This is a genomic window from Mesorhizobium sp. M0800 (assembly GCF_040320095.1).
In the GTDB taxonomy this organism is placed as follows: Bacteria; Pseudomonadota; Alphaproteobacteria; order Rhizobiales; family Rhizobiaceae; genus Mesorhizobium.
Map to the genome: position 1 here is coordinate 79033 of NZ_JAMYOZ010000004.1, position 26008 is coordinate 105040.

Below are 26008 nucleotides of genomic sequence, written 5' to 3' on the forward strand. Positions count from 1 at the left end.
GGGTTAACGGGTCGAGGAGACGATGATGAGTGGCGAGTACGACGATCTCAAACGGCGCATGGACGGGGCGATCGCCGCGTTCAAGCATGATCTGGCTTCGCTGCGCACCGGCCGCGCGTCGAGCAACCTGCTCGATGCCGTCCAGGTGCAGGCCTATGGCACCACCATGCCGATCAACCAGGTGGCAACAGTGTCGGTGCCGGAACCGCGCATGATTTCGGTTTCGGTTTGGGACAAGTCGATGGTCAGCGCAGTCGACCGCGCCATCCGTGAAGCCAATCTCGGCTTCAATCCTATCGTCGACGGTACCAATCTCAGGATTCCGCTGCCCGAGCTCAACGAACAGCGCCGCAAGGAACTGGTCAAGATCTCGCACGGTTATGCCGAGAATGCCCGCGTCGCCGCACGCCACGTTCGCCGGGACGGCATGGACTTTCTGAAAAAGGCGGAAAAGGACGGCGACATCAGTGAGGACGACCACCGCAAACGGGCCGACCAGGTTCAGAAACTGACCGACGAGACAATCAGCACCATCGACCACCTGCTTTCCGACAAGGAAGCGGAAATCATGCAGGTCTAGGGTCTGGCCACGCCTGGCCCGGAAGCGAGAATATGGCAACGCCCGCGCATGTCGCGATCATCATGGACGGAAACGGACGCTGGGCCAAGGCGCGCGGCTTACCGCGGCTGGCCGGTCACCGCGCCGGCGTCGAGGCGCTGCGCAAGACAGTGCGCGCCGCCCCCGGCCTCGGCATCTCCTTCCTGACCGTCTACGCTTTTTCGTCGGAAAACTGGTCACGGCCGAAATCCGAAGTCAGCGACCTCATGGGCCTGCTTAAGCTTTTCATCCGACGTGACCTCGCCGAGCTGCACCAGAGTGGGGTGCGGATCAGGGTCATCGGTGACAGGGCAGGGCTGCAGCCCGACATAAGGGGGCTGCTCGAGGAAGCCGAAACGCTCACTCTCGGCAACGAGGCGCTGACACTGGTCATTGCCTTCAATTACGGCGGGCGCGACGAGATCGTGCGCACCGCGCGCAAGCTCGCAGCGGCGGTGGCGCGCGGTGAGATCGAGAGCGAGGCGATCACGGCCGATTCCTTTGCCAGCTCGCTCGATACAGAGGGCATTCCGGACCCGGAACTGGTCATCCGCACCAGCGGCGAGCTTCGGCTATCCAACTTCCTGTTATGGCAGGCCGCCTATAGCGAACTCGTTTTCCTGCCTTGCTACTGGCCCGACTTCAGTCGCGAGCACCTGTCCGATGCACTGCGCGATTTCGCCGGCCGCGAGCGCCGCTTCGGCGGACTTGCCGCCCAAGATGTCGCCTCAGGCTGAGGAATGAGCAACCTCCAACTCCGGGTCATTTCGGCCGTCGTGCTTGCCATCGTCACGCTTGCCCTGACCTGGCTCGGCGGACTGTCCTTCCGGTTGCTTTGCGCCGCCATGGCGGCGGTGATCTTCTACGAGTGGACGCGGATGAGCCGCCCCGTTGCCCCGGCAGGTGCTGGTGCTACGGCAGGTCTCGGCTTTCTGCCCGAGGCGCTGATCGTGGTCTTTATTGGTGCCCTCGTCGCCGGCCTGCCTGCGTCTTTGCTGCTGCCGCTCGTCGCGGCTCTGGTTGCTGTCACTGCCGTCGCTTCTTCCATGCGCAGGGCAGGACCGTGGGAAGCATCCGGCCTTGCCTATGCGGCCGTGTCCGGCTTGTCGCTGGCCTTCTTGCGTGACGGCGACCATTCAGGGCTGCTGGCCATTCTGTTCCTATTCGCCGTGGTTTGGGCGACCGATATCTTTGCCTATTTCGTCGGCCGCTCCATCGGTGGTCCAAGGCTGGCGCCGTCGATCTCGCCGGGCAAGACGCGGAGCGGGGCGCTCGGTGGGTTGGTCGGCGGCGTAGTGGCCGGGCTGCTTCTGGCCGCCGTAGCCGGAACGGGCAACCTCGTCGTGCTTGGCGTGGTCGCACTGGTGCTTTCGATTGTCGCGCAGGCCGGCGACCTGTTCGAATCATGGGTCAAGCGACGCCACGGCCGTAAAGATTCCAGCACGCTGATACCCGGCCATGGCGGCATCATGGATCGGGTAGATGGGCTTGTCGCGGCGGCTTTCGCCCTATACGTCATCGGCTGGATTTCCGCGACCGCCGACCATCCGGCACAGGGGCTGTTTCCGGTTTGAACAGCATCGTCGGTGGGCCGGCGCGGGCTGCGTCATGGATTCGCCTGGATTGATGTCACAGTCGCGGCGTGATCTGTGCCGTGGATGAATTTGAGGGCATGAATTGAACGAGATTTTTCACGCGGTTTTCAGCACAGAGGGCTTTGTCCTCGGCACGCTGGTGCCTTTCCTGTTCGTGCTGACTGTCGTCGTTTTTGTCCACGAAATGGGCCATTACCTCGTCGGGCGTTGGTGCGGTATCGGCGCAAAAGCCTTTTCGATCGGTTTCGGCCCAGAGATCATCGGCTTCAACGATAGCCGCGGCACGCGCTGGAAGCTTTGCGCCATACCGCTCGGCGGCTACGTCAAGTTCGTCGGCGATATGAACGCGACGTCGAGCCAGCCCAGCTCGGGGGAGATCGAGGCGCTGAGCGACGAAGAACGCAAGGTTGCCTTCCACACGCAGCCGATCTGGAAGCGGGCGGCGACCGTCGTGGCGGGGCCGCTGTTCAACTTCCTGCTGACGATCGCCGTCTTTGCCGTGCTGTTTTCCGTCCATGGCCGGCCCGTGCTGGAGCCGATGGTGGCTGAGGTCACCGTCGGCAGTCCGGCCGCCGCGGCCGGCATCATGCCCGGCGACCGATTCGTCAGCGTCGACGGCAGCAAGGTCGAGACCTTTGCCGACGTCCAGCGTCTGGTCTCTGGCCGCGCCGGCGACAGCATCACCTTCGTCATGCTACGCGCCGGCAAGGAAATCACCGTCACGGCGACGCCGCGCTTGATGGAACAACAAGACGCACTGGGCAACAAGGTCCAGGTGGCCGTGATCGGCGTCGTCAACAACAAGGAACTCGGCCAGCCACGGCTGATCACCTATAGTCCGGCCGGGGCGGTCGGGGCAGCGGTCCAGGAAACCGGACACGTCATCCAGCGTACCGGCCAGTTCCTGCAACGTTTCGTTGTCGGTCGCGAGGACAAGTGCCAGCTGGGCGGCCCCATCAAGATCGCCAAGATGTCGGGTCAGGCGGCAAAGCTCGGCTTTGAATGGCTCGTGCAGCTTGTTGCATTCCTGTCAGTCGGGATAGGGATTCTCAACCTTTTGCCGATTCCCCCCCTCGACGGAGGGCATCTTCTGTTCTACGGCGTGGAGGCTGTCATCCGGCGGCCGGTGTCCGAACGCATGATGGAAATGGCTTACCGAAGCGGCCTCATATTGGTGCTCGGGTTCATGGGCTTTGTTTTCTGGAACGATCTGTTTGGGTGCTGAAATCATGAAGGAATTTGGCTTCGGCACGAGCAATGTTGAGACGCCGTTTACCATGCGTGGGGATATGCGTGACGCGAAAGCCACGCCGCAGGGTTAAGTAAATACAAATTAACCAGAAGCCTTGCGTGTAGGGAAAATCCGGTTAATACGGTAGGGGAAATTACCGCACGTCCGGTTTTCTCGCCGTGGGGACTTCGAGAAAAGGTACAAAAGCCCGATGAAGGCAGCATCCAAGTTTCTGAGCGCCGCGTCCGCGGTGGCTATGTCCGCCGCTCTGGTTGTACCAGGCGCGCTCGCAGTGCAGTTCGTTGCCACATCGGCCGCCGAGGCGGCTGTCGTCTCCAGAGTCGAAGTCACCGGCAATCAGCGTGTCGACGCGGACACCATCCGCAATTACGTGACGATCAAGCCCGGCAAGGCGTTTTCCAGTTCGGATATCGACGATGCGGTCAAGGCGCTGTTTGGCACCGGGCTGTTTTCGGATGTGCAGATCAACCAGGTCGGATCGACGCTGGTCATCAAGGTGTCCGAATACCAGGTCGTCAACCAGGTGCTGTTCCAGGGCAACAAGAAGCTCAAGGACAACGCGCTTGAGGCCGCGGTGCAATTGAAGCCGCGCGGCACCTTCTCGCAACAGCAGCTCGATGCCGATGTCGAGGCGGTCAAGGCCGCATACCGGCGTATCGGCCGCGACGATGCCGCCGTGACCACCCAGATCATGGATCTCGGCGACAACCGGGTAAACGTGGTCTTCAACATCAACGAAGGCGGCCGCACCCAGATCGCAGCGATCAATTTCGTCGGCAACAGCGCCTATTCGAGCCGCCGGCTGTCGGACATCATTTCCACCAAGCGTTCGTCCTTCCTGTCGTTCGTGCTGCGCGACGACGTTTATGACGAGGACAAGCTGCGCGCCGACCAGGAGCTGCTGCGCCGCTTCTATTATAATCACGGCTATGCCGACTTCCAGGTCGTCTCGGCTGTCGGCGAACTCGACGACACCACCAACAAATACACCGTCACCATCACGGTACAGGAGGGCGAGCGTTATACGTTCGGGGATGTCAGCGTCGAAAGCACGATCCCCGAGGTCGACGCCAAGTCGCTTGAATCGGTGGTCGAGACCCACAAGGGCGATGTCTACAACGCCAAGAACGTCGAGGACACGATCATCGCCTTGACCGAAAAGGTCGCTGGATCCGGCTATGCCTTCGCCCAGGTGACGCCGCGCGGTGACCGCAACTTCGAGAACCACACGATCTCGGTCGTCTATACGGTCGATCAGGGGACCAAGGCCTATATCGAGCGCATCGAGATTCGCGGCAACGATCGGACGCGCGACTACGTCATTCGCCGCGAGTTCGATGTCAGCGAAGGCGACGCTTTCAATCAGGTCCTCATCCAGCGCGCGAAGAGGCGGCTGGAAGCGCTCGATTATTTTGAAAAAGTCGAAATTTCCACTGTTCCGGGTTCTGAGCCGGACCAGGTTGTGCTGGTGGTGGATGTGGTCGAGAAATCGACCGGTGAGTTCACGGTCGGCGCCGGTTATTCGAGCGGCGGTGAAACGTCAGGTCCGTCCGTCGAAGGTTCCGTCAGTGAGCGCAACTTCCTCGGTCGCGGCCAATTCATCAAGGTGGCGGCCGGCGGTGGCAAGAACTCGCGCGACTACAGCTTCTCTTTCACCGAACCCTATTTCCTCGGGCGCCGTATCGCGGCCGGCTTCGACATCTACAAGCAGAGCCGAAACTACGACCATTACGACAGCGACACGACGGGCGCAACCGTTCGCTTCGGCCTGCCGATCACCGACAATATCTCGACGCAACTCGCTTATAATATTGCGCAAGAGAAGTACGAGTTCGACGAGGGCTGTGACCCAAGCGCCGGTTGCAACGTCTCGCAAGCGATTGTAAACGGCGTTGAAGAGAGCCCGTGGCTCAAATCGTCGGTCAGCCTCGGCCTGGTCTACAACACCATCGACGACATGAAGAACCCGCATGACGGCCTCTATGCCAATGTCGGCACGGAAGTAGCCGGTCTCGGCGGCGACGCCAAATTCATCAAGGTCACAGCGCGAGGCAGCGTCTATCAGACGCTGTCCGAACAATTGGATCTGGTGGGCCTCATTTCTGGAGGCGCCGGCCATGTCCAGGGATATGGCAGCGGTGACCTGCGCGTCTTTGACCATTTCCAGAGCAGCGACCGCATGATCCGCGGTTTCGAATATGGCGGCATCGGCCCGGTGGCTTCTGGCCCCAGCGGTGATCACCTCGGCGGCACCACCTACTTCAATGCCTCGGCGGAAGCCCAGTTCCCGCTGCCGGTCATCCCGGAAAGCTTCGGCTTGCGCGGCGCGGTCTTCGCCGATGCGGCGACGCTCTATGGCAGCAAGCTCGCTAGTGGCCTTGTCAATTCTTCGACAACCGGCATGGAATGGCGCGCTTCCGTCGGTGTCGGTTTGATGTGGGCATCGCCTTTCGGTCCGATCCGCATCGACTATGCGATCCCGGTCAAGAAGGAAAAGACCGACGACGTGCAGGAATTCAACTTCGGCATATCGACCCGCTTCTGATGTGCGGGCAATGATGCTTCCGGCTCGTTTGGATCCGGATGGCAGTGATCCGACACTACAGCGCAGCGCGTCCTATCGGACGCGCAAAGGACGTTGTAACACTTTGATTTGCGCATGATCCTTTCCGAGGGTCGATTTCCGATTTTCGGGGTCATGCGCTAGCTGGATATTGCTTCTGGAATGACCGATCCGGTGTTCTTCGCGCCCTCACGCCGGTATACGGCCGGCGAAGTCGCGAATCTGACCGGCTCGACGCTTGTTGATTCCGGTCTCTCCGATGTATCGATCGAGGCTCTGGCGCCCGCCAACGAAGGCGGCGAGAACGCCCTTGTCTTCGTCGATGGCAGGCGCAATTTCGCCCTGATGCAGTCACTGCGGGCGGCGGCGGTTCTCTGCCCTGCCGAATTTGCCGGCAAGGCGCCGGCGGGCATCGCGGTGCTGGTGCATCCGCGCCCGCAGCAGGCCTTCGCAATGGTCGGGCGTCTGCTTTTTCCGGCGGCTGCAACGCCTGGACCGATGACCGGCGAAACCGGTATCTCGCCGCACGCCCATATCGATGCGACCGCCCATGTCGAGGCCGGTGCGATCATCGAAGCGGGTGCGATCATCGGACCTCGCGCTGCCATCGGCAGCGGGACCGTCATTGCCCCGCATGCGGTCATCGGTCCGTCCTCGCAGATTGGCCGCGACGGCTATGTCGGTCCAGGTGCCAGCGTGCAATATGCGTTGATTGGCAATCGCGTCATCATCCATGGCGGTGCCAGGATCGGCCAGGATGGCTTCGGTTTCGTGGCCGGCGCCAAGGGTCCGGAGCGGGTTCCGCAGATCGGCCGCGTCATCATCCAGGACGACGTCGAGATCGGGTCGAATACGACCGTCGATCGCGGCGCCATGTCCGACACGATCATCGGCCAGGGCACCAAGATCGACAATCTGGTGCAGATCGCGCACAACGTTCGCATCGGCCGCAATTGCATAATAGCCGGGCTTTCGGGTATTTCCGGTTCCGTGACGGTAGGCGACAACGTCACCATGGGTGGCGGTGTCGGCCTTGCGGATCATTTGACCATCGGGTCCGGGGCCAAGCTTGCGGCAAGAAGCGGGTTTATGAGCAATGTGCCTGCCGGTGAGATTTGGGGAGGATATCCGGCGCAGCCGATGGCGGAAGCCATGCGCGAGATAGCGGCCTTGCGCAGACTTGCACGGACGCGCAAACAGGGTGAGGGGGGAAATGGCTGACATCGCAGCGGCGACGCTCGAAGCGGTTGACATAATGCGGCTGATGAAGCTCCTGCCGCACCGCTATCCGTTCTTGATGATCGACCGTATTGTCGACATAGATGGCGACGAATCCGCCATCGGCATCAAGAACGTCACCATAAACGAGCCGCATTTCCAAGGTCATTTCCCCGACCAGCCGGTCATGCCCGGCGTGCTGATCATCGAGGCGATGGCGCAGACGGCCGGCGCCATCTGCATCCGCAGCCTTGGTACGGAAAAGCCGTCGCTGGTCTATTTCCTGACCATCGACAATGCCAAGTTCCGCAAGCCGGTCGTTCCAGGCGACCAGCTGAAAATTCATGTGAAGAAAATCAAGAAACGCGGCAATCTTCTCAAATTCGCTTGCGAGGCCCTCGTCGATGGCGCCAAGGCGGCGGAAGCCGAGATCTCGGCGATGATGGTCGCAAGCGGCTGACAAACGAATGCTAATGAAAATCCAGACAGTCATCCATCCATCCTCGGTCATCGAGGCAGGCGCCCAAATCGGCGAAGGCGCCCGCATCGGGCCCTTCTGTCACGTCGGCCCCGACGCCGTAATCGGCGACCGCGTCGAACTGGTCAGCCATGTCTCGGTGATTGGCGCGACCACCATCGGTGCATCGACTAAGGTCTATCCGATGGCGATACTTGGCGGGCCGCCGCAGAACACCAAGCACAAGGGCGGCCGTACTACGCTGGTGATCGGCGAGAACTGCACGATCCGCGAAGGTGTCACCATGCATGTCGGCACCGATTCCAGCCGCGGCGAGACGACGATCGGCGACAACGGCAATTTCCTTGCCTATGCCCATATTGCCCATGACTGCGTGGTCGGCAAGAACGCCACCTTCGCCAATCAAGCGACGTTAGGCGGGCATTGCGAAGTCGGTGACAATGTCTACATCGGCGGCCTTACCGCGGTTCATCAGTTTGTCCGCATCGGCGATAACGCCTTTCTCGGCGGTTGCTCGGCGATCGTCGGCGACGTCATTCCTTACGCCATCGCCGTTGGCAACCGCGCCAGCCTTCGCGGCCTCAACATCATTGGCCTGAAGCGCGCCGGCCTGCCGCGTTCGGAGATCCACTTGCTGCGCAAAGCCTACAAGACGATCTTCGATCGCTCCCGGACCGTCGGCGAAAACATCGAATTCGCCAAGGCGGAATTCGCCTCGTCGCCGACTGCCATGAAGATCGTCGACTTCATCGCCGGTCGCGGCAAGCGGCACTACGCCGTGCCGTCGCTCAAGGGTAGCGACGGGGACGATACCGATGATGAAGACTGAGGGCAGATGACGAAGATTGAGGCTGCCGGAAAGGGCCTTGATCTCGCGCCAGATGCCAAGGTCGGCATCATCGCCGGCGGCGGCAGTCTCCCGGTCGAAATTGCTCGAGCGCTCGCCCGGGAAGGCAAATTGCCCTTCGTCGTGATGGCGGCCGGCGAGGTCGATCGCATAGCCGATTTCGAGCCCTATGAGCAGGCAACCTTGAGGCTGGAAGACGTCGGCTCGCTGCTGCCGATCCTTAAGCGGCATCACGTTACGCATCTCGTAACCGCGGGTCATATCACGCGCCGCCCCAGGCTGAGCGCCATGCGCCTCAATTTGGGCCTGCTCGCGTGGCTACCCAGCCTCTTCGTCGGTGTAACCCGGGGGGACGATACGGTGCTGAAACTGTTCGTGCGCAGGATCGAGCGCAGCGGCATCAAGGTCGTCGGCGCTCACGAGATCGTGCCGGAGTTGGTCGCCGCCGAAGGCCTGCTGACCAAGGCGGCGCCACGCAAATCCGACTGGCGCGACATCGAGGCGGCGCACGCGGCGGCAAAAGCCATCGGCGCGCTGGATATCGGCCAAGCGGCTGTTGCGGTCGGCGGCCGCGCCATTGCGTTGGAAGGCGTCGAAGGCACCGACGGGCTGCTCGAGCGGACAAGGGAGTTGCGCGGGCACGGCAGGCTGGCCGGCGGGAGCCGCGGTGTTCTGGTCAAATGCGCCAAGCCCGGTCAGGAACTGCGTGCCGATCTGCCCTCCATCGGCCCGCTGACCGTCGAGGCGGCGCATGCCGCCGGACTGGCCGGCATTGCCGTCGAAGCCGGTCGCTCGCTAGTGCTCGAAGGTCCCGCCACCATCGGACGTGCCAATGCGCTCGGCCTGTTCGTAATCGGCCTGCCTGCTGCGGAGCCGGCGCATGGCGAATGAGCGGCCGTTGAAGATAGCCGTCGTCGCCGGCGAGGAGTCCGGCGACCTGCTTGGCGCCGACCTTGTGCAGGCGCTCAAGCGCATGACCGGGCGCGAAGTTCGGCTTGTCGGCATCGGCGGCCGCCATTTGCAGGCGCTCGGCCTGGCGCCATTGTTCGACGGCAGCGAGATCGCACTGATGGGGCTTAGCGCCATCCTGCGCGACCTGCCGCGGCTGATGCGGCGGATCGGCCAGACGGCAAACGCGATTGCAGGTGAAACGCCCGATTGCCTTATCACCATCGACAGCCCGGATTTCTCGCTGCGCGTCGCCAAGAAGGTGCGTGCCGCCGATCCGACTATCCCGATCGTCCACTATGTCTGCCCGAGCGTGTGGGCTTGGCGGCCGGGCAGGGCGGCGGCGATGAAGCCATATGTCGATCACATTCTTTGCATCCTGCCGTTCGAGGTGAAGGAACTCGCTCGCCTGGGCGGGCCGCCCGGCACCTATGTCGGGCATCGCCTTGCACACGATCCGGGCATAATCAGTGCCGCCAGGGCGCAGGCGCAGCCGCGTGACCTGTCCGCAGATCACGTCAAAACGTTGCTTGTACTGCCTGGTTCGCGTCGTGGTGAGGTGCGACGCATGGTCGGGCCGTTCGGCGAGACGGTGTCGATCCTGCGGGCGCGCGGGCACCGTTTGCGCCTGCTGTTGCCGACGGTGCCGCACGTCGCCGACCTGGTCAGGACCTCGGTCGCGAGCTGGGACGAGAAGCCGGAGATCATACTTGATGCCGAACGCAAATGGCAGGCCTTCGGCAAGGCGGATGCGGCGCTGATCGCGTCGGGGACGGTATCGCTGGAACTGGCACTGGCGGGTGTGCCGATGATCTCCTGCTACCGGCTCGATCCGGTCATGCGCATGGCGCAGCCGCTGATCAAAGTATGGAGCGCAGCCTTGCCCAATCTCATTGCCGACCGGCCGGTCGTGCCGGAACACTACAATCAATATGTGCGGCCGCATTATCTGGCGCGGCAGTTGGAAGCGCTGTTCTCCGATACCGCCTACCGCACCTGGCAGAAGCACGGTTTTGCCGACATTGCCGGGCGTATGGCAACCGCCAAGCCGTCAGGCGAGATTGCCGCGGGTGTGGTGATGGGGATGGTGAGGAAGTGAGTGAATTGTGAATAGTGAATTGTGAATAGTGGTTTCTATGGACAGGGAGCGACGCTTCGCTACTCCCATTCACCATTCACCACCTTCACCGCTTCGCGATTGGCACGTAGTCCCGTTCCGGCGCGCCGGTATAGAGCTGGCGCGGGCGACCGATCTTCTGGTGCGGGTCCTCGATCATCTCCTTCCACTGCGCGATCCAGCCGACAGTGCGGGCGACCGCGAACAGCACGGTGAACATGGTGGTGGGAAAGCCCAGCGCCTTCAGCGTGATGCCGGAATAGAAATCGACGTTCGGATAGAGCTTCTTCTCGATGAAATAGGAATCGGTCAGTGCGATCCTTTCCAGCTCCATGGCGATGTCGAGCAGTGGATCGTCCTTGATGCCGAGCTCGCCCAGGACCTCGTGCGCGGTCTTCTGCATGATCTTGGCGCGCGGATCGTAATTCTTGTAAACGCGGTGGCCAAATCCCATCAATCGGAACGGATCGTTCTTATCCTTGGCGCGCGCAATGAATTCCGGGATGTGATCGACATGACCGATCTCGCCCAGCATGTTCAGGGCTGCCTCGTTGGCGCCGCCATGTGCGGGACCCCACAGGCAGGCGATGCCGGCAGCGATACAGGCAAAAGGATTGGCGCCCGACGAGCCGGCCAGGCGGACGGTCGAAGTCGAGGCGTTCTGTTCGTGATCGGCGTGCAGGATGAAGATGCGCTCCATCGCGCGGGCCAGCACCGGATTGATCTTGTATTCCTCGCAAGGCACGGCGAAGCACATATGCAGGAAGTTGGCTGCGAAATTCAGCTCGTTCTTCGGGTAAATGAATGGCTGGCCGATGTGGTATTTATAGGCCATCGCCGCGATCGTCGGCATCTTGGCGATCAGCCGCATTGACGCGACCATGCGTTGATAGGGGTCCGAGATATCGGTGGAATCGTGATAGAAGGCCGACAGCGCGCCGACCACGCCGCACATCACCGCCATCGGATGCGCATCACGGCGGAAGCCGGTGAAAAAGCGCGACATCTGCTCATGCACCATGGTGTGGCGCGTCACCCGATAGTCGAAATCGTCCTTCTGCGCCTTGGTCGGGAGTTCACCATAGAGCAAGAGATAGCAGACTTCGAGGAAGTCGCCGTGCTCGGCCAATTGGTCGATCGGGTAGCCGCGGTGCAAAAGAATGCCGGCATCGCCATCGATGAAGGTGATTTCCGATTCGCAGCTCGCCGTCGACGTAAAACCGGGATCGTAGGTAAAGACGCCGGCGGTGTTGTAGAGCGAACCGATGTCGATGACGTCAGGTCCTACCGAACCACTTCGTATCTTGAATTCATGGGTTTTGCCGCCGAGTTCCAGCTTGGCCGTCGATGCCTGGGTTTTGCCGCCAAATTCCATTTTTGTCGCAGGTTCGGTCATAGCAAACTCCTTTTTGTTTCCTCAGGCCGGCAAAGGCAAAATATCTGAACCCAACACGTCAAAAGCATCGGAATACGCACATTTGCGCCCGCAATTGAATCTGCGCGGCAGATTAGGCCAAGACCCAATGTTGCACTGCGAAACACACCTTTCAATGCCAATCTTCTTGGGCCAGTTTGCTAATCGATTTGATCAGCGATCCGCGCCAGGCTTTCCTCGCGGCCAAGCACGGCCAGCACGTCGAAGACACCTGGCGAGGTACTTTTGCCGGTGAGCGCGGCGCGCAAAGGTTGGGCCACGGCGCCGAGTTTATGGCCGGCGGCCTGCGCATAGTCGCGGATCGCGGCTTCGGCTGAGGCGGCAGACCACTCCGAAACCGTGGCTAGTGCCGCATGAGCGCCCCGCAGGATCGCGCGCGCCTCACCGCTGAGCAGCGCCGCCGCCTTCTCGTCGACCGGCAGCGGCCGCTCGACGAAAAGGAATGCAGCCCCTTCAACAAGTTCGACCAGCGTCTTGGCGCGCTCCTTCAGGCCCGGCAATGCGGCAAGCAGTTGCGCCCTGCGTCTGTCGTCGAGGCGCGCCGCGATTGCCGGGCCGCCTTCAAGATAGGGCAGAGTGGCGATGAAGATGTCGAGCAGCGCCGCGTCGTTCATCCGGCGCATATGCACGCCGTTAAGCGCCTCGAGCTTGGCGAAATCGAAACGGGCGGCGCCCTTGTTGACGTCGCCAATGTCGAACCATGCAATCATGTCGGCGATCGACATGATCTCATCGTCGCCGTGGCTCCAGCCAAGCCTCGCCAGATAGTTGAGCAGCGCCACCGGCAGGTAGCCCATGGCGCGATAGGCTTCGACGCCAAGCGCGCCGTGCCGCTTCGACAGCTTGGCGCCGTCGGCACCGTGGATCAGCGGGATATGCGACATCGACGGCACCTCCCAGCCCATGGCCTGATAGATTACGGTCTGGCGTGCGGCGTTGGTCAAATGATCGTCGCCGCGGATGATGTGGGTGATGCCCATGTCGTGATCGTCGACGACGACGGCATGCATGTAGGTGGGATTGCCGTCCGAGCGCAGAATAATGAAATCGTCGAGATCCTTGTTGGGAAAGCGCACGTCGCCCTGGACGCGGTCATGCACCACCGTCTCGCCGTCTGTCGGCGCCTTGATGCGGATCGCCCCCTTGGCGCCGGGCGGCGCCTCCGACGGGTCGCGGTCGCGCCAGCGTCCATCATAGCGGGGAGGCAGCCCCTTGGCCCGTGCGCTCTCGCGCATTGCCTCTAGCTCGGCAGGCGTCGCATGACAATAATAGGCCTTGCCCATACGAACGAGCTCCTCGGCCACCTCGCGATGGCGCGGCGCGCGCTCGAACTGCGAGACAGGCGCGCCGTCCCAGGTGAGTCCGAGCCAGGAAAGTCCGTCGAGAATGGCTGCCGTCGCCGCATCCGTCGACCGCTCACGGTCGGTATCCTCTATACGCAGCAGCATCGTGCCGCCCGTATGCTTGGCGTACAGCCAGTTGAACAGCGCCGTGCGCGCGCCGCCAATGTGCAGATAGCCGGTGGGCGAGGGGGCAAAACGGGTGACGACCTTATCGGGCATGGAACTCTCAGGCGGGCGAAGGAAGTGGGTTTGCGGACTTTCGCGCGTTGCGCGTTCATGTAGCATAGGAGGTCGAGGGCGCAAGGGGCAGACCCGATGGCTGTGCGAGGCCGAGGTGCGGGCGAGGGCGAGGACGCGGTCAACGGCGTCAGCGAACGCTTGCTGTTTGCTGCTCCCCCGCCTGTCCTGCCGGCACCGGCATTGCTACCCGCTCCGCGCTTCGATGCTCCGTCGCTGCCGGCCAGCGACCCAGCAACGGTTCTCGTGCCCGCGGGCGAGCCCATCGTACGCCTGCCCAGGCGTTTCCGCCTCCCGTCACCGTCCCGTATCCGCAACAGCGTAACCTCGGCAGCCGGCCTGGAACTCGACCGCGGCATCGCCTTCCTGCTGGTGCCGGTGTTCCTCGCATGCGGGGTGGTCGTATATTTCGGGCTGTCGGTGGAGCCGGCCTTTCCACAGCCGATCGCAATCGCGCTCCTCGCGGCCCTTTGTGCCGTCGTCTCGCGGTCATGGCCCAGGACGCGCCTGTGCTTCATGGTGGCGCTGCTCTGCGCGCTTGGCGTACTTGCCGCCAAGTTCGAGACATGGCGTGTCGGAACGCATATGCTCGGTTCCGAAATCTCGACGCGGCTGACGGGTCGCGTCGTATCGTACGAGCCCATGGCGAGCGGCCGCATCAGGCTGACAATCGATGTGATCTCAACCGCCAGGCCGACACTGCGCTACATGCCGGAACGGGTCCGCGTTTCGGCGATGAAGATACCGGCTGCGCTGACCGCCGGTTCCGAGATCACCGGCTATGTGCGGCTGCTGCCGCCGACCGGCCCGGTGCGGCCCGACAGCTATGATTTCTCCTTCGACAGCTATTTCGCCGGTATCGGCGGCAGCGGCTTTTTTCTCGGCAATCCGAAAGTCGTGTCGTCGGGCAGCATGCCGCTTGCCGCGCAGCTTTCTTCCGCGATCGAAGACGCGCGCGAATCCATCGCCGACCATATCCGCAGCCGCATCGGCGGCGCCGAGGGCGAGATTGCTGCTGCGCTGATCGTTGGCGTGCGCGCCGGCATTCCCGAGGAGATCAACGAAGCGATGCGGCGCACCGGCATCTACCACATCATCTCCATCTCGGGGCTGCATATGGCGTTGGTCGCCGGCACCATCATGGCGCTGCTGCGGGGTGCCTTTGCGCTGTTTCCCGATTTCTCATCGCGACGGCCGGTCAAGAAATATGCCGCGGCCGCCGCGCTTTTTTCGATTGCGGCCTACCTCGTCTTTTCCGGCATTGTCGTGGCGGCCGAACGCAGCTTCATCATGCTGGCGGTGATGCTTATCGCCGTGCTGTTCGACCGGGCCGCGCTCACCATGCGCAACCTGGCGATCTCGGCCATCGCGGTCATCCTGGTGTCGCCGCACGAGGTGGTCGGTCCGAGTTTCCAGATGTCCTTCGCCGCGACGGCGGCCCTTGTCGGCGCCTATGCAGGCTGGTCCGATTACCGCGCCGGCAGGGCCACCACGCCGCCGCCGCGGCGGTCGCCGCTACGCTTTGCCACTCGAAAGGTCCTGCTGGGCATGTGCGGTCTGGCGATGACCTCGATCATTGCAGGGAGCGCCACGGCGCTTTTCGCCATATGGCATTTCCAGCGCGTGGCGCCGCTCAGCCTGTTCGCCAATCTGGCCATCATGCCCATCGTCTCACTGGTCGTCATGCCTTTCGCCGTGCTCAGTGCGCTGGCGATGCCGTTCGGCGCGGATGGCCCTTTCCTCTATGTCATGGGCAAGGGGCTGACGGCGATGATCGCCCTGTCCGGGTGGATCTCGGAGCGCTCGCCGATCGATGCGGTCGGGCTGATTTCGCTGAGATCCGTCCTTCTGGTGACGATCGCCCTCGTCATTGCCAGCATGGCGACGACCTGGTTGCGGCTGGCGGCACTTCCTTTTGCGCTCGCCGGCTTGCTGACGACAACGCAGACACGCATACCCGACGTATTGGTCTCGGAGGACGCACGGCTGGTCGCGCTGCCGATCGGCAGCGGTGAACTCGCGGTCAACCGGGCACGCCCGAATGAGTTCACCATCGACAACTGGAAACGCGCGCTCACATCAGAGGCTATCGTCGCGCCGGAAACACCTGGAAAGAACGACCCGCAATTCGACATTGCCGATCCGGCCGACCTACCGCCGGGCATGCCGTTCATTTGCACGGACGGCCTCTGCCTTGCCAGGCATCCATCCGGCGCGATCATCGCGCAAGCCAAGGACCGCGATACTGCGCGGCCAGCCTGCGCCTTTGCCAGCTTGATCGTCATCGACGACGCCACCGCCCATAACCCCTGCTACTACGACCGGCTGGTCCTCGTCGTCACCAAACGGCAACTGGCGCGCGCGGGAAGTGCCGCCGTCTACTTCGATCCACAAGCGGCAACGCGCGCCGAAATCCGTTTCGCGGTCGAAAAATCATACCGGCCCTGGCACGTGCAGCGGAAATTTTCACGCGCGACGCGCGGCCTGCCCCCATACCGCAGGGCCGACAATCCAAAAGCCGGCGCCAAGGGCGCAACTCAGTAGCGGCGGATCAGCCCAACGAGCTTGCCCTGCACCTTGACCCTGTCTGGTCCGAAGATGCGCGTCTCGTAGGCTGGATTGGCGGCTTCCAGGGCGATCGAGGCGCCCTTGCGGCGGAACCGCTTCAGCGTCGCTTCCTCCTCGTCGACCAGTGCCACCACGATCTCACCGGGGCTCGCCGTATCGGCATTGCGGATGATCACCGTGTCGCCGTCGAAAATGCCGGCCTCGATCATCGAGTCGCCTTTGACCTCGAGCGCATAATGCTCGCCGCCCATGATCATATCCGGCGGCACCGAAATCGAATGCGTCTGGTGCTGGATGGCGTCGATCGGCACACCGGCGGCGATGCGGCCCATCACCGGGATCGAAACGGCGGCGACGACATCGTCGTCATTTCCGGCTGCGGGCACGCGCGACGATGTCGGCTTGCCTTGCCGAGGACCGCCTTGCCCAAGACTGCCCTGGATGACACTCGGCGAGAACTTGCGTGCCGCATTGAGGCCGGGGGCGATCGAGTCAGGCAGGCGCAGCACCTCCAGCGCACGGGCCCGGTTGGGCAAACGGCGAATGAAGCCGCGCTCCTCCAGCGCCGTAATCAGCCGGTGGATTCCGGATTTGGAAGCCAGGTCGAGCGCTTCCTTCATCTCGTCGAAGGAAGGCGGGATACCGCTTTCCTTCAACCTTTCGTGGATGAACATAAGCAGTTCGTGTTGTTTGCGTGTCAGCATAGCGACCCCCAACAGAATCAGAAAAACAAACCCAGAACAAACACTATCTGTTCCAGTTGTGTTCCGCAACTGTTTAAAGTTTAATGAATGCGTTAAGGCTCGGGAAACAAACGACGTCCCCTACCGGCGTACCGCATTTTCATCGCCGCGAGCCTCATCGCCTTGATTCTGCTTTCGTTTTGCGCCCTTCTGGCCTCCTAGAAGGCGGCACTGGCATCGGCCGTCGGTCGGCAAATGGCACGGAAGTGAACCCGTATCGACTGTGCGGTTTGGTCAATGCACCGTGAACGAAACGAACTCAAAACGCCAACCTCGGGTTAAGTCCCGGTTTCCATCGCCTGGTCAGGCTGCTTCTCGCCGGTGGAGCCTTGCTGCGCGCAACCAGGTAATGGAAGAACAGTCGATGCGTGTCCGGCGTTGCGTTGGATCTTGGCGGAGCAGACAAATCATGACAGGAATTCCCGATCTCGTGGCCATAAAGGCGATGGATGCCGCGGATCCGCTGCGCGCGATGCGCGACCGCTTTGTGTTGCCGCAAGGAGTGATCTATCTCGACGGCAATTCGCTAGGAGCTGCTTCACGTGCCGCTTTCGATGAACTGCACAAGGCCGCGACCGAAGAATGGTCGCATGATCTCATCCGCGCATGGAACACGGCCGGCTGGTTCAACATGCCGCTTGAACTTGGCGACCAGCTCGGGCGCCTGATCGGTGCCGCGGCCGGCCAGACGGTGGTCTGCGACACGACATCGGTCAACATCTACAAGCTGCTGCACGCCGCCATGGCCATGCGACCGGAGCGGCAGGTCATCGTCGCCGAGGGCGATAGTTTTCCGACGGACCTCTACATGGCTGAGGGTGTGGTTTCGACGCGAAAAGATACGCTGCTGCGCCTCTCGGGGGTCGACGCGCCGACCATCGAAGAGCTGATCGACGAACGCACCGCCGTGGTGCTGGTCAACCACGTCAACTATAAGTCGGGCGAACTGCGCGACATGCCGGCGCTGACGCGCAGGGCTCAGGAAGCCGGGGCGATGATCGTCTGGGATCTCTGCCACACCGCCGGCGCGATGCCAGTCGAGCTCGACAAGGCAAACGCCGATTTTGCCGTTGGCTGCACCTACAAATATCTGAATGGCGGCCCGGGCGCGCCTGCCTTCATCTATGCGGCTGAGCGGCATCTTTCCGACATCCAGCAGCCGCTCACCGGCTGGTGGGGCCATGCACGGCCCTTCGCCTTCGAGCCAGGCTATGCGGCCGGCACCGGCATCCGCCGGTTTCTGTGCGGCACGCAGCCGGTCTTGTCGATGCGCACGCTGAAGGGCGCGCTCGACATCTGGAACGATGTCGACATGACGGCGGTGCGCAAGAAGAGCATCGCGCTGGCGGATCTGTTCATCGAGCTTGTCGAGGCAAAGTGCGGCACTTACGGGCTCACGCTCGAAAGCACGCGCGATGGGGAAAAACGCGGCAGCCAGATTTCATTCATGCATGAGCATGGCTACCAGGTCATGCGCGCGCTGATCGAACGTGGCGTGATCGGCGATTTTCGCGCGCCATCGACCATGCGCTTCGGCTTCACCCCGCTCTATGTCGGCTATGCCGATGTCTGGCAGGCCGTCAAAGTGCTTGAGGATATCCTGCGCACCGGTGCGTGGAAGGATGCGCGCTTCGCCATCAAAGCAGCTGTCACTTGAGATTGATGCGAGAGCTGGAATCGTGAGGCTGGCGACGACGCGCCGCGCGATGCTCACGGCTACGTTGCAAGGCCATATTGCCAGGGAGGGCGCAGGGTGTTCGAACGTCACATTGCCGATTGGGACAACGCCTATGCCAACGGCGCCAACGTAGCCGGCAGCGATCGCTGGCCGGCGGCCTGGATCGAGCCCGCGCGGGTTTTCCGCGACGTGCTTTCGACCGAGGGCAGGGCGCGGCTCGACATGGCCTATGGCGACAACCCACGCAACCGGCTCGATCTTTTCCTGCCGGCCATCAAGCCCAAGGGACTCGTGGTGTTCGTTCATGGCGGCTACTGGATGGCATTCGACAAGAATTTCTGGTCGCATCTTGCCGCTGGCCCTGTTGATCGCGGCTATGCGGTGGCGATGCCGTCCTACACGCTCTGTCCGCAGATACGCATTGGCGGCATCGTCAAGGAAGTCGGCGCGGCGATCGGCAAGGCGGCGGCGATGGTCCCAGGGCCGCTGATGCTGACCGGGCACTCGGCCGGCGGCCATCTTGTTAGCCGGATGGTTACGGCGACGACGCCGCTGGCGCCCGAAGTCGTCCGGCGCGTTCGTCACGTGGTGTCGATCTCGGGGGTGCATGATTTGCGCCCGATCATGCGCACCGGCATGAACAAGACGATCGCGATCGATGAGGCCGAGGCGCAGGCCGAAAGCCCGGTGCTGCTGCGCCCGATGGACAAGGCCCGCCTGACCTGCTGGGCCGGCGGCGGCGAGCGCGCCGAATTCCTGCGTCAGAGCGCGTTGCTGGCCAACATCTGGATCGGCCTGGGTACCGCGACCAGCTCGGTCGTCGAGCCTGACCGGCATCATTTCAACATCATCGACGGTTTGGCCGATCCAGACCATCCGCTGACCCGGACCTTGATCTCGGAGTGAGGCAGGTTCAGCGTAGCATCAGCACGTCGCAGGGGGAGCCCGCCGCCGCGGCAGGCGCGAACGGCGCGCGAACGATCAGCCCGTTGGCATCGGCCAGCATTTTCAGCATCGAGGAGTCCTGGATGCCGAACGGCGTCGCCACGAGCGTACCGGCGTCATCTATGACAACAGCCCGCACATAATCTTGCCTGAGATCGTTGGCCGGCATGGCGGCACCGAGCCGTGCCCGACGTATATCCTGCTGAAAGGCGCGGCCGCCGAGCCGCGCCAGCAGCGGCTTCAGGAAGAGCTGAGTGCAGACCAGGCTTGCCACCGGATTGCCGGGCAGGCCGATGCAGCGAATGTCTCCCAGCCGCCCGAACATCAGTGGCTTGCCCGGCCGCATGGCGATCTTCCAGAAATCGAGCGTCATGCCTTGCCCGGTCAGTACGTCATGAACGAAGTCGTGGTCACCGACCGAGGCACCGCCCAGCGTGACGATGACGTTCGCGCCAGCCTTCACGGCCTTTTCAACCAGCGCAGCGATCGCCTCCCTGCGGTCCGGCGCGATGCCAAGGTCGAGCGCGCGCGCACCGACCGACTGTGCGGCAGCGGCGACACCATAGGCGTTGGAGGAGATGATCTGGTCGGGGCCAAGATCGCTGCCCGGCGGCAGCAATTCGTCGCCGGTGGCGATGATGGCGACCAGCGGCCGTTTGACCACGCGCACCTCGGGGTGATTGGCCGATGCCGCCAGCGACAAGGCCGCCGGGTCGAGCAGGCGGCCTTTGGGCAGCAGGACATCGCCCTTGGCGAAATCGAGCCCGAGGCGGCGGATGTTGCGCCCCTGCACCGTCGGTTCCGTCACTTCGACGCTGCCGCCACCGAGATCGCGGACGTTCTCCTGGATGACGATAGTGTCGGCGCCTTCGGGAAGCGGCGCGCCGGTAAAGATGCGCACGGCCTGCCGCTGCTGCACCGTTCCGGCAAAGCCGCGTCCGGCCGGCGCCATGCCGACCACCGAGAGCCTTGCCGGTACGGACGCGATATCGGCCGCCCGCACGGCATAGCCGTCCATGGCGGAGGCGTTGAACGGCGGCTGGGTGCGGAGCGCCACAACCGGCTCCGCCAGCACGCGGTCGGCGGCATCCAGCAGTGCAACGCGTTCCCCCGGCAGCGCTGCTGCGCCGTCCAGCAGGCGCTCGAGCGCCTCGGCAACTGGGACCAGCGCCATTATCGGCCTGCCTCGGTGGCCTCATCTCCGGTGATCTTGTAGTCGCCGGATTTGCCGCCGGTCTTTTCAACCAGCCTGATGCCGGAGATGACCATGGCGCGGTCGACCGCCTTGGCCATGTCGTAGATGGTCAGGCAAGCGACCGAGACGGCACTCAGAGCCTCCATCTCAACGCCGGTCTTGCCGGTGACGCGGGTCAATGCTGTCACCTTCAGGCCGGGCAGCGCGGCGTCCGCCTCGATATCGACAGATATCCTGGTCAGCAGCAGCGGATGGCAAAGCGGGATCAGTTCATGCGTCTTCTTGGCCGCCATGATGCCGGCAATGCGCGCGGTGCCCAGCACGTCGCCCTTCTTGGCGTCGCCGGCGAGGATCATGTCCAGCGTCTCGGGCCGCATCGCGACAAAACCTTCTGCGACTGCAGTGCGCACCGTCTCAGCCTTGTCGCCGACATCGACCATGTTGGCTTCGCCCTGCGCGCCAAGATGGGTGAGGGCGGCCGCCATCCTCAAACGGCCTCTGCCGGCGCCTTGCCCGTCAACAGCAAGCGCGTTGCCGCGGCCACGTCCTGCTGGCGCATCAGGCTCTCGCCGACCAGGAAAGTCGCAATGCCGCTCTGCTCCAGCCGGCGGCAATCGTCGTGCGAAAAGATACCGCTCTCGCTGACCAGATGGCGGTCGGCCGGCACCATCGCTACCAGCCGCTCCGAGGTCTGCAGGCTGGTTTCGAAGGTCCGGAGATTGCGGTTGTTGATTCCGATCAGCCGCGACGACAGCTGCAGCGCGCGTTCCATTTCAGCCTCGTCATGCACTTCGACCAGCGCGTCCATGCCGAGACCGAACGCTGTCGCTTCGAGTTCTCTTGCCAACGCGTCGTCGACGCTGGCCATGATGATCAGGATGGCATCGGCGCCCCATGCCCTGGCCTCGTAGACCTGATAGGGGTCGAACAGGAAATCCTTGCGCAATGCAGGCAGCTCGACGGCAGCGCGCGCAGCGGTGAGGAATTCGGGCGCGCCTTGGAAGGAGGGTGCGTCGGTCAGCACCGAAAGGCAGGCGGCACCGCCCTTCGCATAGGCCCTGGCCAGCGTCGGCGGATCGAAATCGGCGCGGATCAGGCCTTTGGATGGGCTAGCCTTCTTGATTTCGGCAATCAGCGCGAACCTGCCGGATTTGCGCTTTGCTTCAAGGGCAGAAAGAAAGCCGCGCGGCGCGTCGGCATCCGTCGCCCGTGCCTTGATCTCGGCGAGCGGCACGCGCGCCTTGGCCGCCGCGATCTCGTCGCGCTTGTAAGCCTCGATCTTGCGCAGGATGTCGGACATGGTTTTAACCGTTCGAAATCTCGATCAGCCTGTCGAGCACTTTCAGCGCGCGGCCGCTGTCGATGGCCTGCGCCGCCGTTACCATGCCGTCGGCGAGGGTCGTCGCTTTGCCGGCCACCACCAGCCCGGCGCCGGCATTCATCAGCACCGTATCGCGAAAGGCGCCGGCTGCGCCGCCCAGCATGTCGCGCAGTGCCTGGGCGTTGTGGGCGGCGTCGCCGCCGCGCAACTCGTCCTTGGTGTGCCGCTTCAGTCCGACGGCTTCCGGGGTCAGCGTAAAGCTGCGGATCTCGCCGCCGGCCAGTTCGGCGACAAGTGTCTCGCCGGTGGTGGTGATCTCGTCATAGCCGTCGCCATGGACGATCCAGGCATGGTCGGCACCAAGTTCCTTCAACGTTTCTGCCACCGGCATGATCCATTCGGGCAGGAACACGCCGACCATCTGCCGTCTGACACTCGCCGGATTGGAAAGCGGGCCCAGCAGGTTGAAGATGGTGCGGGTGCCGAGCTCGACCCGGGTCGGGCCGACATGCTTCATCGCCGGGTGATGCGCCGGCGCGAACATGAAGCCAACGCCGGCCTCGTGAATGCAGCGGCCGATCGTCTCCGGAGGGATGTCGATCTTGACGCCCAATGCGATCAGCACATCGGCGGCGCCGGTCAGCGAGGACAGTCCGCGATTGCCGTGCTTGGCGACGGGCACGCCGCTGCCGGCGATGACGAAAGCGGATGCGGTCGAAATGTTGACGCTGTGCGAATTGTCGCCGCCGGTGCCGACAATGTCGATGGCGCCCTCGGGGGCTTCGACACGCAGCATCTTGGCGCGCATGGTGGCGACGGCGCCGGCGATCTCGCTGACGGTCTCACCGCGCACGCGCAATGCCATCAAGAAGCCGCCGATCTGGCCAGGGGTAGCATCGCCGGACATGATGATGTCGAAGGCCTCGCGCGCCTCCTCGAAGGAAAGAGCGCTGCCGGCGGCGACCTTGGCGATGTGGATCTTCAGCGCGCTCATCTGGCCAGGGCTTGTGTTACGGCCGCCTGATCGATGCGCACGTCATATTGCGTCTGCAACTGCGCCACCAACTGGTCGAGCAGGTCGTCGGACATGCCGGAGGTGAAGGACTTCTGTGCGGCCTCGGGTACTGAGCTGGCATCGGCCCCGGCAGGCTCGAACACCTCGGCAACCTTGAACAGGATCTGTCCGTCGCCCGTAGGTGAGGGGATCAGCCCGGTGCCGCCTTCGCCGACGCCGAACATCGCGGCGGCGCCTTCCTTGCCGAAATCGACGTCGTCCGCATCGCGCTTGACGCCGCGCTTGGTCTGCTTTTCGAGCTTGAGCTCACCGGCGATCACCTCGAGCGTGGCGCCAGCCTTGAGACGCTTCTCGAGCTCCTGTGCTTTTGCGGTGAGCCGTTTGGTGGTCTCCGCCGCGGTCCAGTCGGCCACGACCTTCTGGCGGACTTCGTCCAATGTGCGGTCGCGGGCAGGCGTGATCGCGCTCACGTCGTAGAAGACGAAGCCGTTATCGGCGGTGGTGAGGCCTTCATTGTCGGTTCCGGGTTCGGATTCGAACACCGCCTTGATGAGTGCCGGCGATTCCGGCAGGTCTTTGACGATGCTTCCATCCGGCCGTTGGCCGGTGCGATCGATGGCATCGATGGTGACGACCTTCAGCTTCAATTTGGCGGCTGCCTCGGCGAGCGAACTGCCCGAGGCGCGCGTATCCTCGTAATTGTCGTGCACGTCCAGCAAGATGCGGCTTGCCTCGCCCAGTGCCAGGTCCTTGCGGATCTGCTCGGATACTTCGGCCAGCGGCTTCACCACTTCCGGCTTGATTTCGGTGACGCGCAGCAGAACGGGACCAAATGCGCCTTGTACGACCGGGCTGACCTCATTGACGTTGAGCTTGAAGGCAGCGTCGGCGACCGCCTTGTCGGCGATCTTGTCCTTGGCCAGCGTGCCGAGCAGCGTGTCGGCCGGCGTCTTGCCTTCGGCAGCGACGATCTTGTCGAAGGTCGCGCCGGTCCTGAGCGAATCGAGCGCCGCCTTTGCGGCATCAGGTGTCTTGAACACAAGCTGCTCGATGGTGCGCATCTCCGGCGTGGTGTAGCGCGCCTTGTTCTTATTGTAGTCGTCGCTGACCTGTTGGTCGGTCACCGCGCTCAAATCCATGATGTCTTCCGGTTCGAGCCTGACATAGGAGAACTTACGGTATTCGGGCGCGGCGTAGGTTTTCTTGTTTTCCTCGAAATAGGCCGAAAGCGCGCTGTCGGACGGCGCTTCTATCGGCTCGACAAGCGATTTCGGCAAGGTCAGGTAGTCGATGGTGCGATCTTCGCCGCGATAGAGCGCGACCGCCTTGAAGAATGTATCCGGGGCCTTGAGGCCGTCCGAAACCGCCTCGACGATCTGCTGGCGGACCGCGACCTGGGCGCGGTTCTTCAAATAGTCTTCCGGCCGCATGCCGATCTGCCGAAGCAGGTACTCGAAGGTTCTCCTGTCGAAGCTTCCGGCAGGCCCTTTGAACGCCGGGTCTTCACGCGTCAGTTCGGCGAGCCGGTCCTTTGACAGGCCGAGTCCGAGCTTGCGGGCCTGCTCGTCGAGGACAGCGCCCGACACGAGTTGCGCCAGCACCTGGTTGTCGATGCCGAGCGCCGTCGCTTGCTCACGGCTGATGCGCTGGCCGAATTGCTGCGACATGACGCTGAGCTGGCGATCGTAGGCGAGGCGGTATTCGTTGATCGAGACCTTGGTGCCTCCGGCCGTGATCACGGCATCATGGCCGGCAAGACCGCCCATCAGGCGGCCCGAGATGCCCCAGACGGCGAAGCTCAACACCAACAATGACAGCAGCAGTTTAGCGACCCAGGTCCCCGCCGCGCTTCTCAACATACCAAGCATGAGTACTTCCGATTTTTGCGCATTTCGCATGCGCCGAGTCTGAAACAAGCGCAATAGCGCCCTTCCTGCCCACTGTCGATTGCTTTGTGGCCTGATTTTGATAGTGAGGGCCAGCTGGAAATTGCCCGGAGAAACAAATCCCATGACGCCTGGAATCCGCCCGCTCGTCGCCGGCAACTGGAAAATGAACGGCACTAGCGCCTCGCTCAACGAGCTCAGGATGATCGGCAACGGCTTCATGAGTGGGCTCGACGCCGAGACCGAAGCGGTGGTCTGCGTGCCGGCGACCTTGCTTGCGCACGCCGCCGAGATTCTGTCGCGCACGCCGGTGCGGGCCGGCGGAGAGGATTGCCACACCGAGGAAAGCGGCGCCTATACCGGCTGCATTTCGGCCGAGATGCTGAAGGACGCAGGTGCCAGCCATGTCATCGTCGGCCATTCCGAATGCCGCGCCGATCGCAAGGAGGACGATGCCTTGGTCCAGGCCAAGGCCTCCGCCGCATGGCGCGCCGGGCTGGTGGCCATCATCTGCATTGGTGAGACAAGAGCCGAACGAGAAGCAGGAGCCACGCTCGACGTGCTGTCGCGCCAGGTCGCTGGCTCGGTCCCGCCAAACGCCACGGCTTCCAACACCGTCATTGCCTATGAGCCAATATGGGCGATTGGGACGGGCTTGACCCCGACCGCCGCCGACGTCGCCGAGGCACATGCGCATATCCGCGAAGAACTGGCACGGAAGCTCGGCAATACGGCGGCCAAGATGCGCATTCTCTACGGCGGCTCGGTCAAGCCGTCCAACGCCGTCGAGTTGCTCGGCGTCAGGAATGTCGATGGCGCGCTGGTCGGCGGCGCCAGCCTAAAAGCGGCGGACTTCCTCGGCATCGCGGAAGCCTATCGAAACATCGCTTGATACAAGGGCTGCTTGCTGCATTTGAGCGGACGGCCGGCGCCGAAATCGTTGCAAAGGACGCATTGCTCCCCATATTCCGGCCACGGGCTTGGAAATGCCGTCAAAGCATTGTATTGAGCCGCCTCCAAATCAGC

General features: G+C 63.0%; 22 protein-coding genes. 14 read left to right on the plus strand and 8 right to left on the minus strand.

All coding sequences use genetic code 11. The features are described 5' to 3' along the window. The first annotated feature begins 25 nt into the window (after positions 1-25). From frr to lpxB, 10 genes are all read left to right on the plus strand, one after another. Complete coding sequence (gene frr / locus NKI18_RS06985; RefSeq protein ID WP_084640965.1) at positions 26-580, plus strand: ribosome recycling factor; 555 nt, start codon at positions 26-28, stop codon at positions 578-580. Positions 581-612: 32 nt separating this feature from the next. Next, entirely contained in the window at positions 613-1335 is a 723-nt protein-coding gene (locus NKI18_RS06990; protein ID WP_352448819.1) for an isoprenyl transferase, read from the plus strand. Positions 1336-1338: 3 nt separating this feature from the next. Next, the gene (locus NKI18_RS06995; RefSeq protein ID WP_352616164.1) at positions 1339-2172 is read left to right on the plus strand and encodes a phosphatidate cytidylyltransferase; all 834 of its coding nucleotides are present in this window, start codon (positions 1339-1341) and stop codon (positions 2170-2172) included. 103 nt (positions 2173-2275) lie between these two features. Then, positions 2276-3418 carry an RIP metalloprotease RseP gene (gene rseP / locus NKI18_RS07000; protein WP_352616162.1) on the plus strand — a complete coding sequence of 381 codons (1143 nt, stop codon included), beginning with the start codon at positions 2276-2278 and terminating at the stop codon, positions 3416-3418. 217 nt (positions 3419-3635) lie between these two features. After that, positions 3636-5990, plus strand: a complete 2355-nt coding sequence (gene bamA / locus NKI18_RS07005; protein WP_352616160.1) for an outer membrane protein assembly factor BamA — start codon at positions 3636-3638, stop codon at positions 5988-5990. 180 nt (positions 5991-6170) lie between these two features. After that, positions 6171-7229, plus strand: a complete 1059-nt coding sequence (lpxD, locus tag NKI18_RS07010; RefSeq protein WP_352448823.1) for a UDP-3-O-(3-hydroxymyristoyl)glucosamine N-acyltransferase — start codon at positions 6171-6173, stop codon at positions 7227-7229. Continuing rightward, positions 7222-7686 carry a 3-hydroxyacyl-ACP dehydratase FabZ gene (fabZ, locus tag NKI18_RS07015; protein WP_023674942.1) on the plus strand — a complete coding sequence of 155 codons (465 nt, stop codon included), beginning with the start codon at positions 7222-7224 and terminating at the stop codon, positions 7684-7686. Before lpxD ends, fabZ begins: the two co-directional genes overlap by 8 nt. 13 nt (positions 7687-7699) lie before the next feature. Further along, complete coding sequence (gene lpxA / locus NKI18_RS07020) at positions 7700-8533, plus strand: acyl-ACP--UDP-N-acetylglucosamine O-acyltransferase (RefSeq protein WP_352474276.1); 834 nt, start codon at positions 7700-7702, stop codon at positions 8531-8533. Between the two features lie 6 nt (positions 8534-8539). Then, the gene (locus NKI18_RS07025; RefSeq protein ID WP_352616155.1) at positions 8540-9442 is read left to right on the plus strand and encodes an LpxI family protein; all 903 of its coding nucleotides are present in this window, start codon (positions 8540-8542) and stop codon (positions 9440-9442) included. Beyond that, positions 9432-10598, plus strand: coding sequence for a lipid-A-disaccharide synthase (gene lpxB / locus NKI18_RS07030; protein WP_353019216.1), 1167 nt, complete (start codon positions 9432-9434; stop codon positions 10596-10598). Before NKI18_RS07025 ends, lpxB begins: the two co-directional genes overlap by 11 nt. Positions 10599-10683: 85 nt before the next feature. On the opposite strand, the gene gltA is transcribed toward lpxB, so the two are convergent. Together gltA and gltX are read right to left on the minus strand one after the other, a co-directional pair. Then, positions 10684-12012, minus strand: a complete 1329-nt coding sequence (gltA, locus tag NKI18_RS07035; RefSeq protein WP_023674946.1) for a citrate synthase — start codon at positions 12010-12012, stop codon at positions 10684-10686. A gap of 179 nt (positions 12013-12191) precedes the next feature. Continuing rightward, a complete protein-coding gene (gene gltX / locus NKI18_RS07040; RefSeq protein WP_352458109.1) occupies positions 12192-13613 on the minus strand; it encodes a glutamate--tRNA ligase in 1422 nt (473 codons plus the stop codon). Between the two features lie 96 nt (positions 13614-13709). Here gltX and NKI18_RS07045 point away from each other — a divergent pair, with 96 nt between their 5' ends. Then, positions 13710-16175 (plus strand): ComEC/Rec2 family competence protein, encoded by a 2466-nt coding sequence (locus NKI18_RS07045; RefSeq protein WP_352575020.1) that lies wholly within the window; start codon positions 13710-13712, stop codon positions 16173-16175. Here NKI18_RS07045 and lexA read toward each other — a convergent pair. Then, positions 16169-16903 (minus strand): transcriptional repressor LexA, encoded by a 735-nt coding sequence (gene lexA, locus NKI18_RS07050; protein ID WP_352448829.1) that lies wholly within the window; start codon positions 16901-16903, stop codon positions 16169-16171. The genes NKI18_RS07045 and lexA overlap by 7 nt on opposite strands. Positions 16904-17351: 448 nt before the next feature. Here lexA and kynU point away from each other — a divergent pair, with 448 nt between their 5' ends. Both kynU and NKI18_RS07060 read left to right on the plus strand, forming a co-directional pair. Beyond that, on the plus strand, positions 17352-18599 hold the full coding sequence (kynU, locus tag NKI18_RS07055; RefSeq protein WP_352616149.1) for a kynureninase: 1248 nt from the start codon (positions 17352-17354) through the stop codon (positions 18597-18599). Positions 18600-18695: 96 nt separating this feature from the next. Further along, complete coding sequence (locus NKI18_RS07060; RefSeq protein WP_352616146.1) at positions 18696-19526, plus strand: hormone-sensitive lipase; 831 nt, start codon at positions 18696-18698, stop codon at positions 19524-19526. A 7-nt stretch (positions 19527-19533) separates the two neighbouring features. Here NKI18_RS07060 and NKI18_RS07065 read toward each other — a convergent pair whose 3' ends face one another. Genes NKI18_RS07065 through NKI18_RS07085 form a run of 5 tightly spaced genes read right to left on the minus strand, consistent with a single transcriptional unit; the run spans position 19534 to position 24964 of the window. After that, entirely contained in the window at positions 19534-20739 is a 1206-nt protein-coding gene (locus NKI18_RS07065; RefSeq protein WP_352458113.1) for a molybdopterin molybdotransferase MoeA, read from the minus strand. Next, positions 20739-21245: a cyclic pyranopterin monophosphate synthase MoaC gene (moaC, locus tag NKI18_RS07070; RefSeq protein ID WP_352616142.1), complete on the minus strand. Its 507-nt coding sequence runs from the start codon at positions 21243-21245 to the stop codon at positions 20739-20741. The genes NKI18_RS07065 and moaC overlap by 1 nt, the downstream gene beginning before the upstream one ends. Positions 21246-21247: 2 nt before the next feature. Further along, entirely contained in the window at positions 21248-22060 is an 813-nt protein-coding gene (gene trpC, locus NKI18_RS07075; RefSeq protein WP_352616140.1) for an indole-3-glycerol phosphate synthase TrpC, read from the minus strand. A gap of 4 nt (positions 22061-22064) precedes the next feature. Continuing rightward, positions 22065-23075: an anthranilate phosphoribosyltransferase gene (trpD, locus tag NKI18_RS07080; protein ID WP_352616138.1), complete on the minus strand. Its 1011-nt coding sequence runs from the start codon at positions 23073-23075 to the stop codon at positions 22065-22067. After that, positions 23072-24964 carry a SurA N-terminal domain-containing protein gene (locus NKI18_RS07085; protein ID WP_352616136.1) on the minus strand — a complete coding sequence of 631 codons (1893 nt, stop codon included), beginning with the start codon at positions 24962-24964 and terminating at the stop codon, positions 23072-23074. The genes trpD and NKI18_RS07085 overlap by 4 nt, the downstream gene beginning before the upstream one ends. 142 nt (positions 24965-25106) lie before the next feature. On the opposite strand from NKI18_RS07085, the gene tpiA reads away from it, so the two are divergent. Further along, positions 25107-25874 (plus strand): triose-phosphate isomerase, encoded by a 768-nt coding sequence (tpiA, locus tag NKI18_RS07090; protein ID WP_023674957.1) that lies wholly within the window; start codon positions 25107-25109, stop codon positions 25872-25874. Positions 25875-26008: the final 134 nt, after the last annotated feature.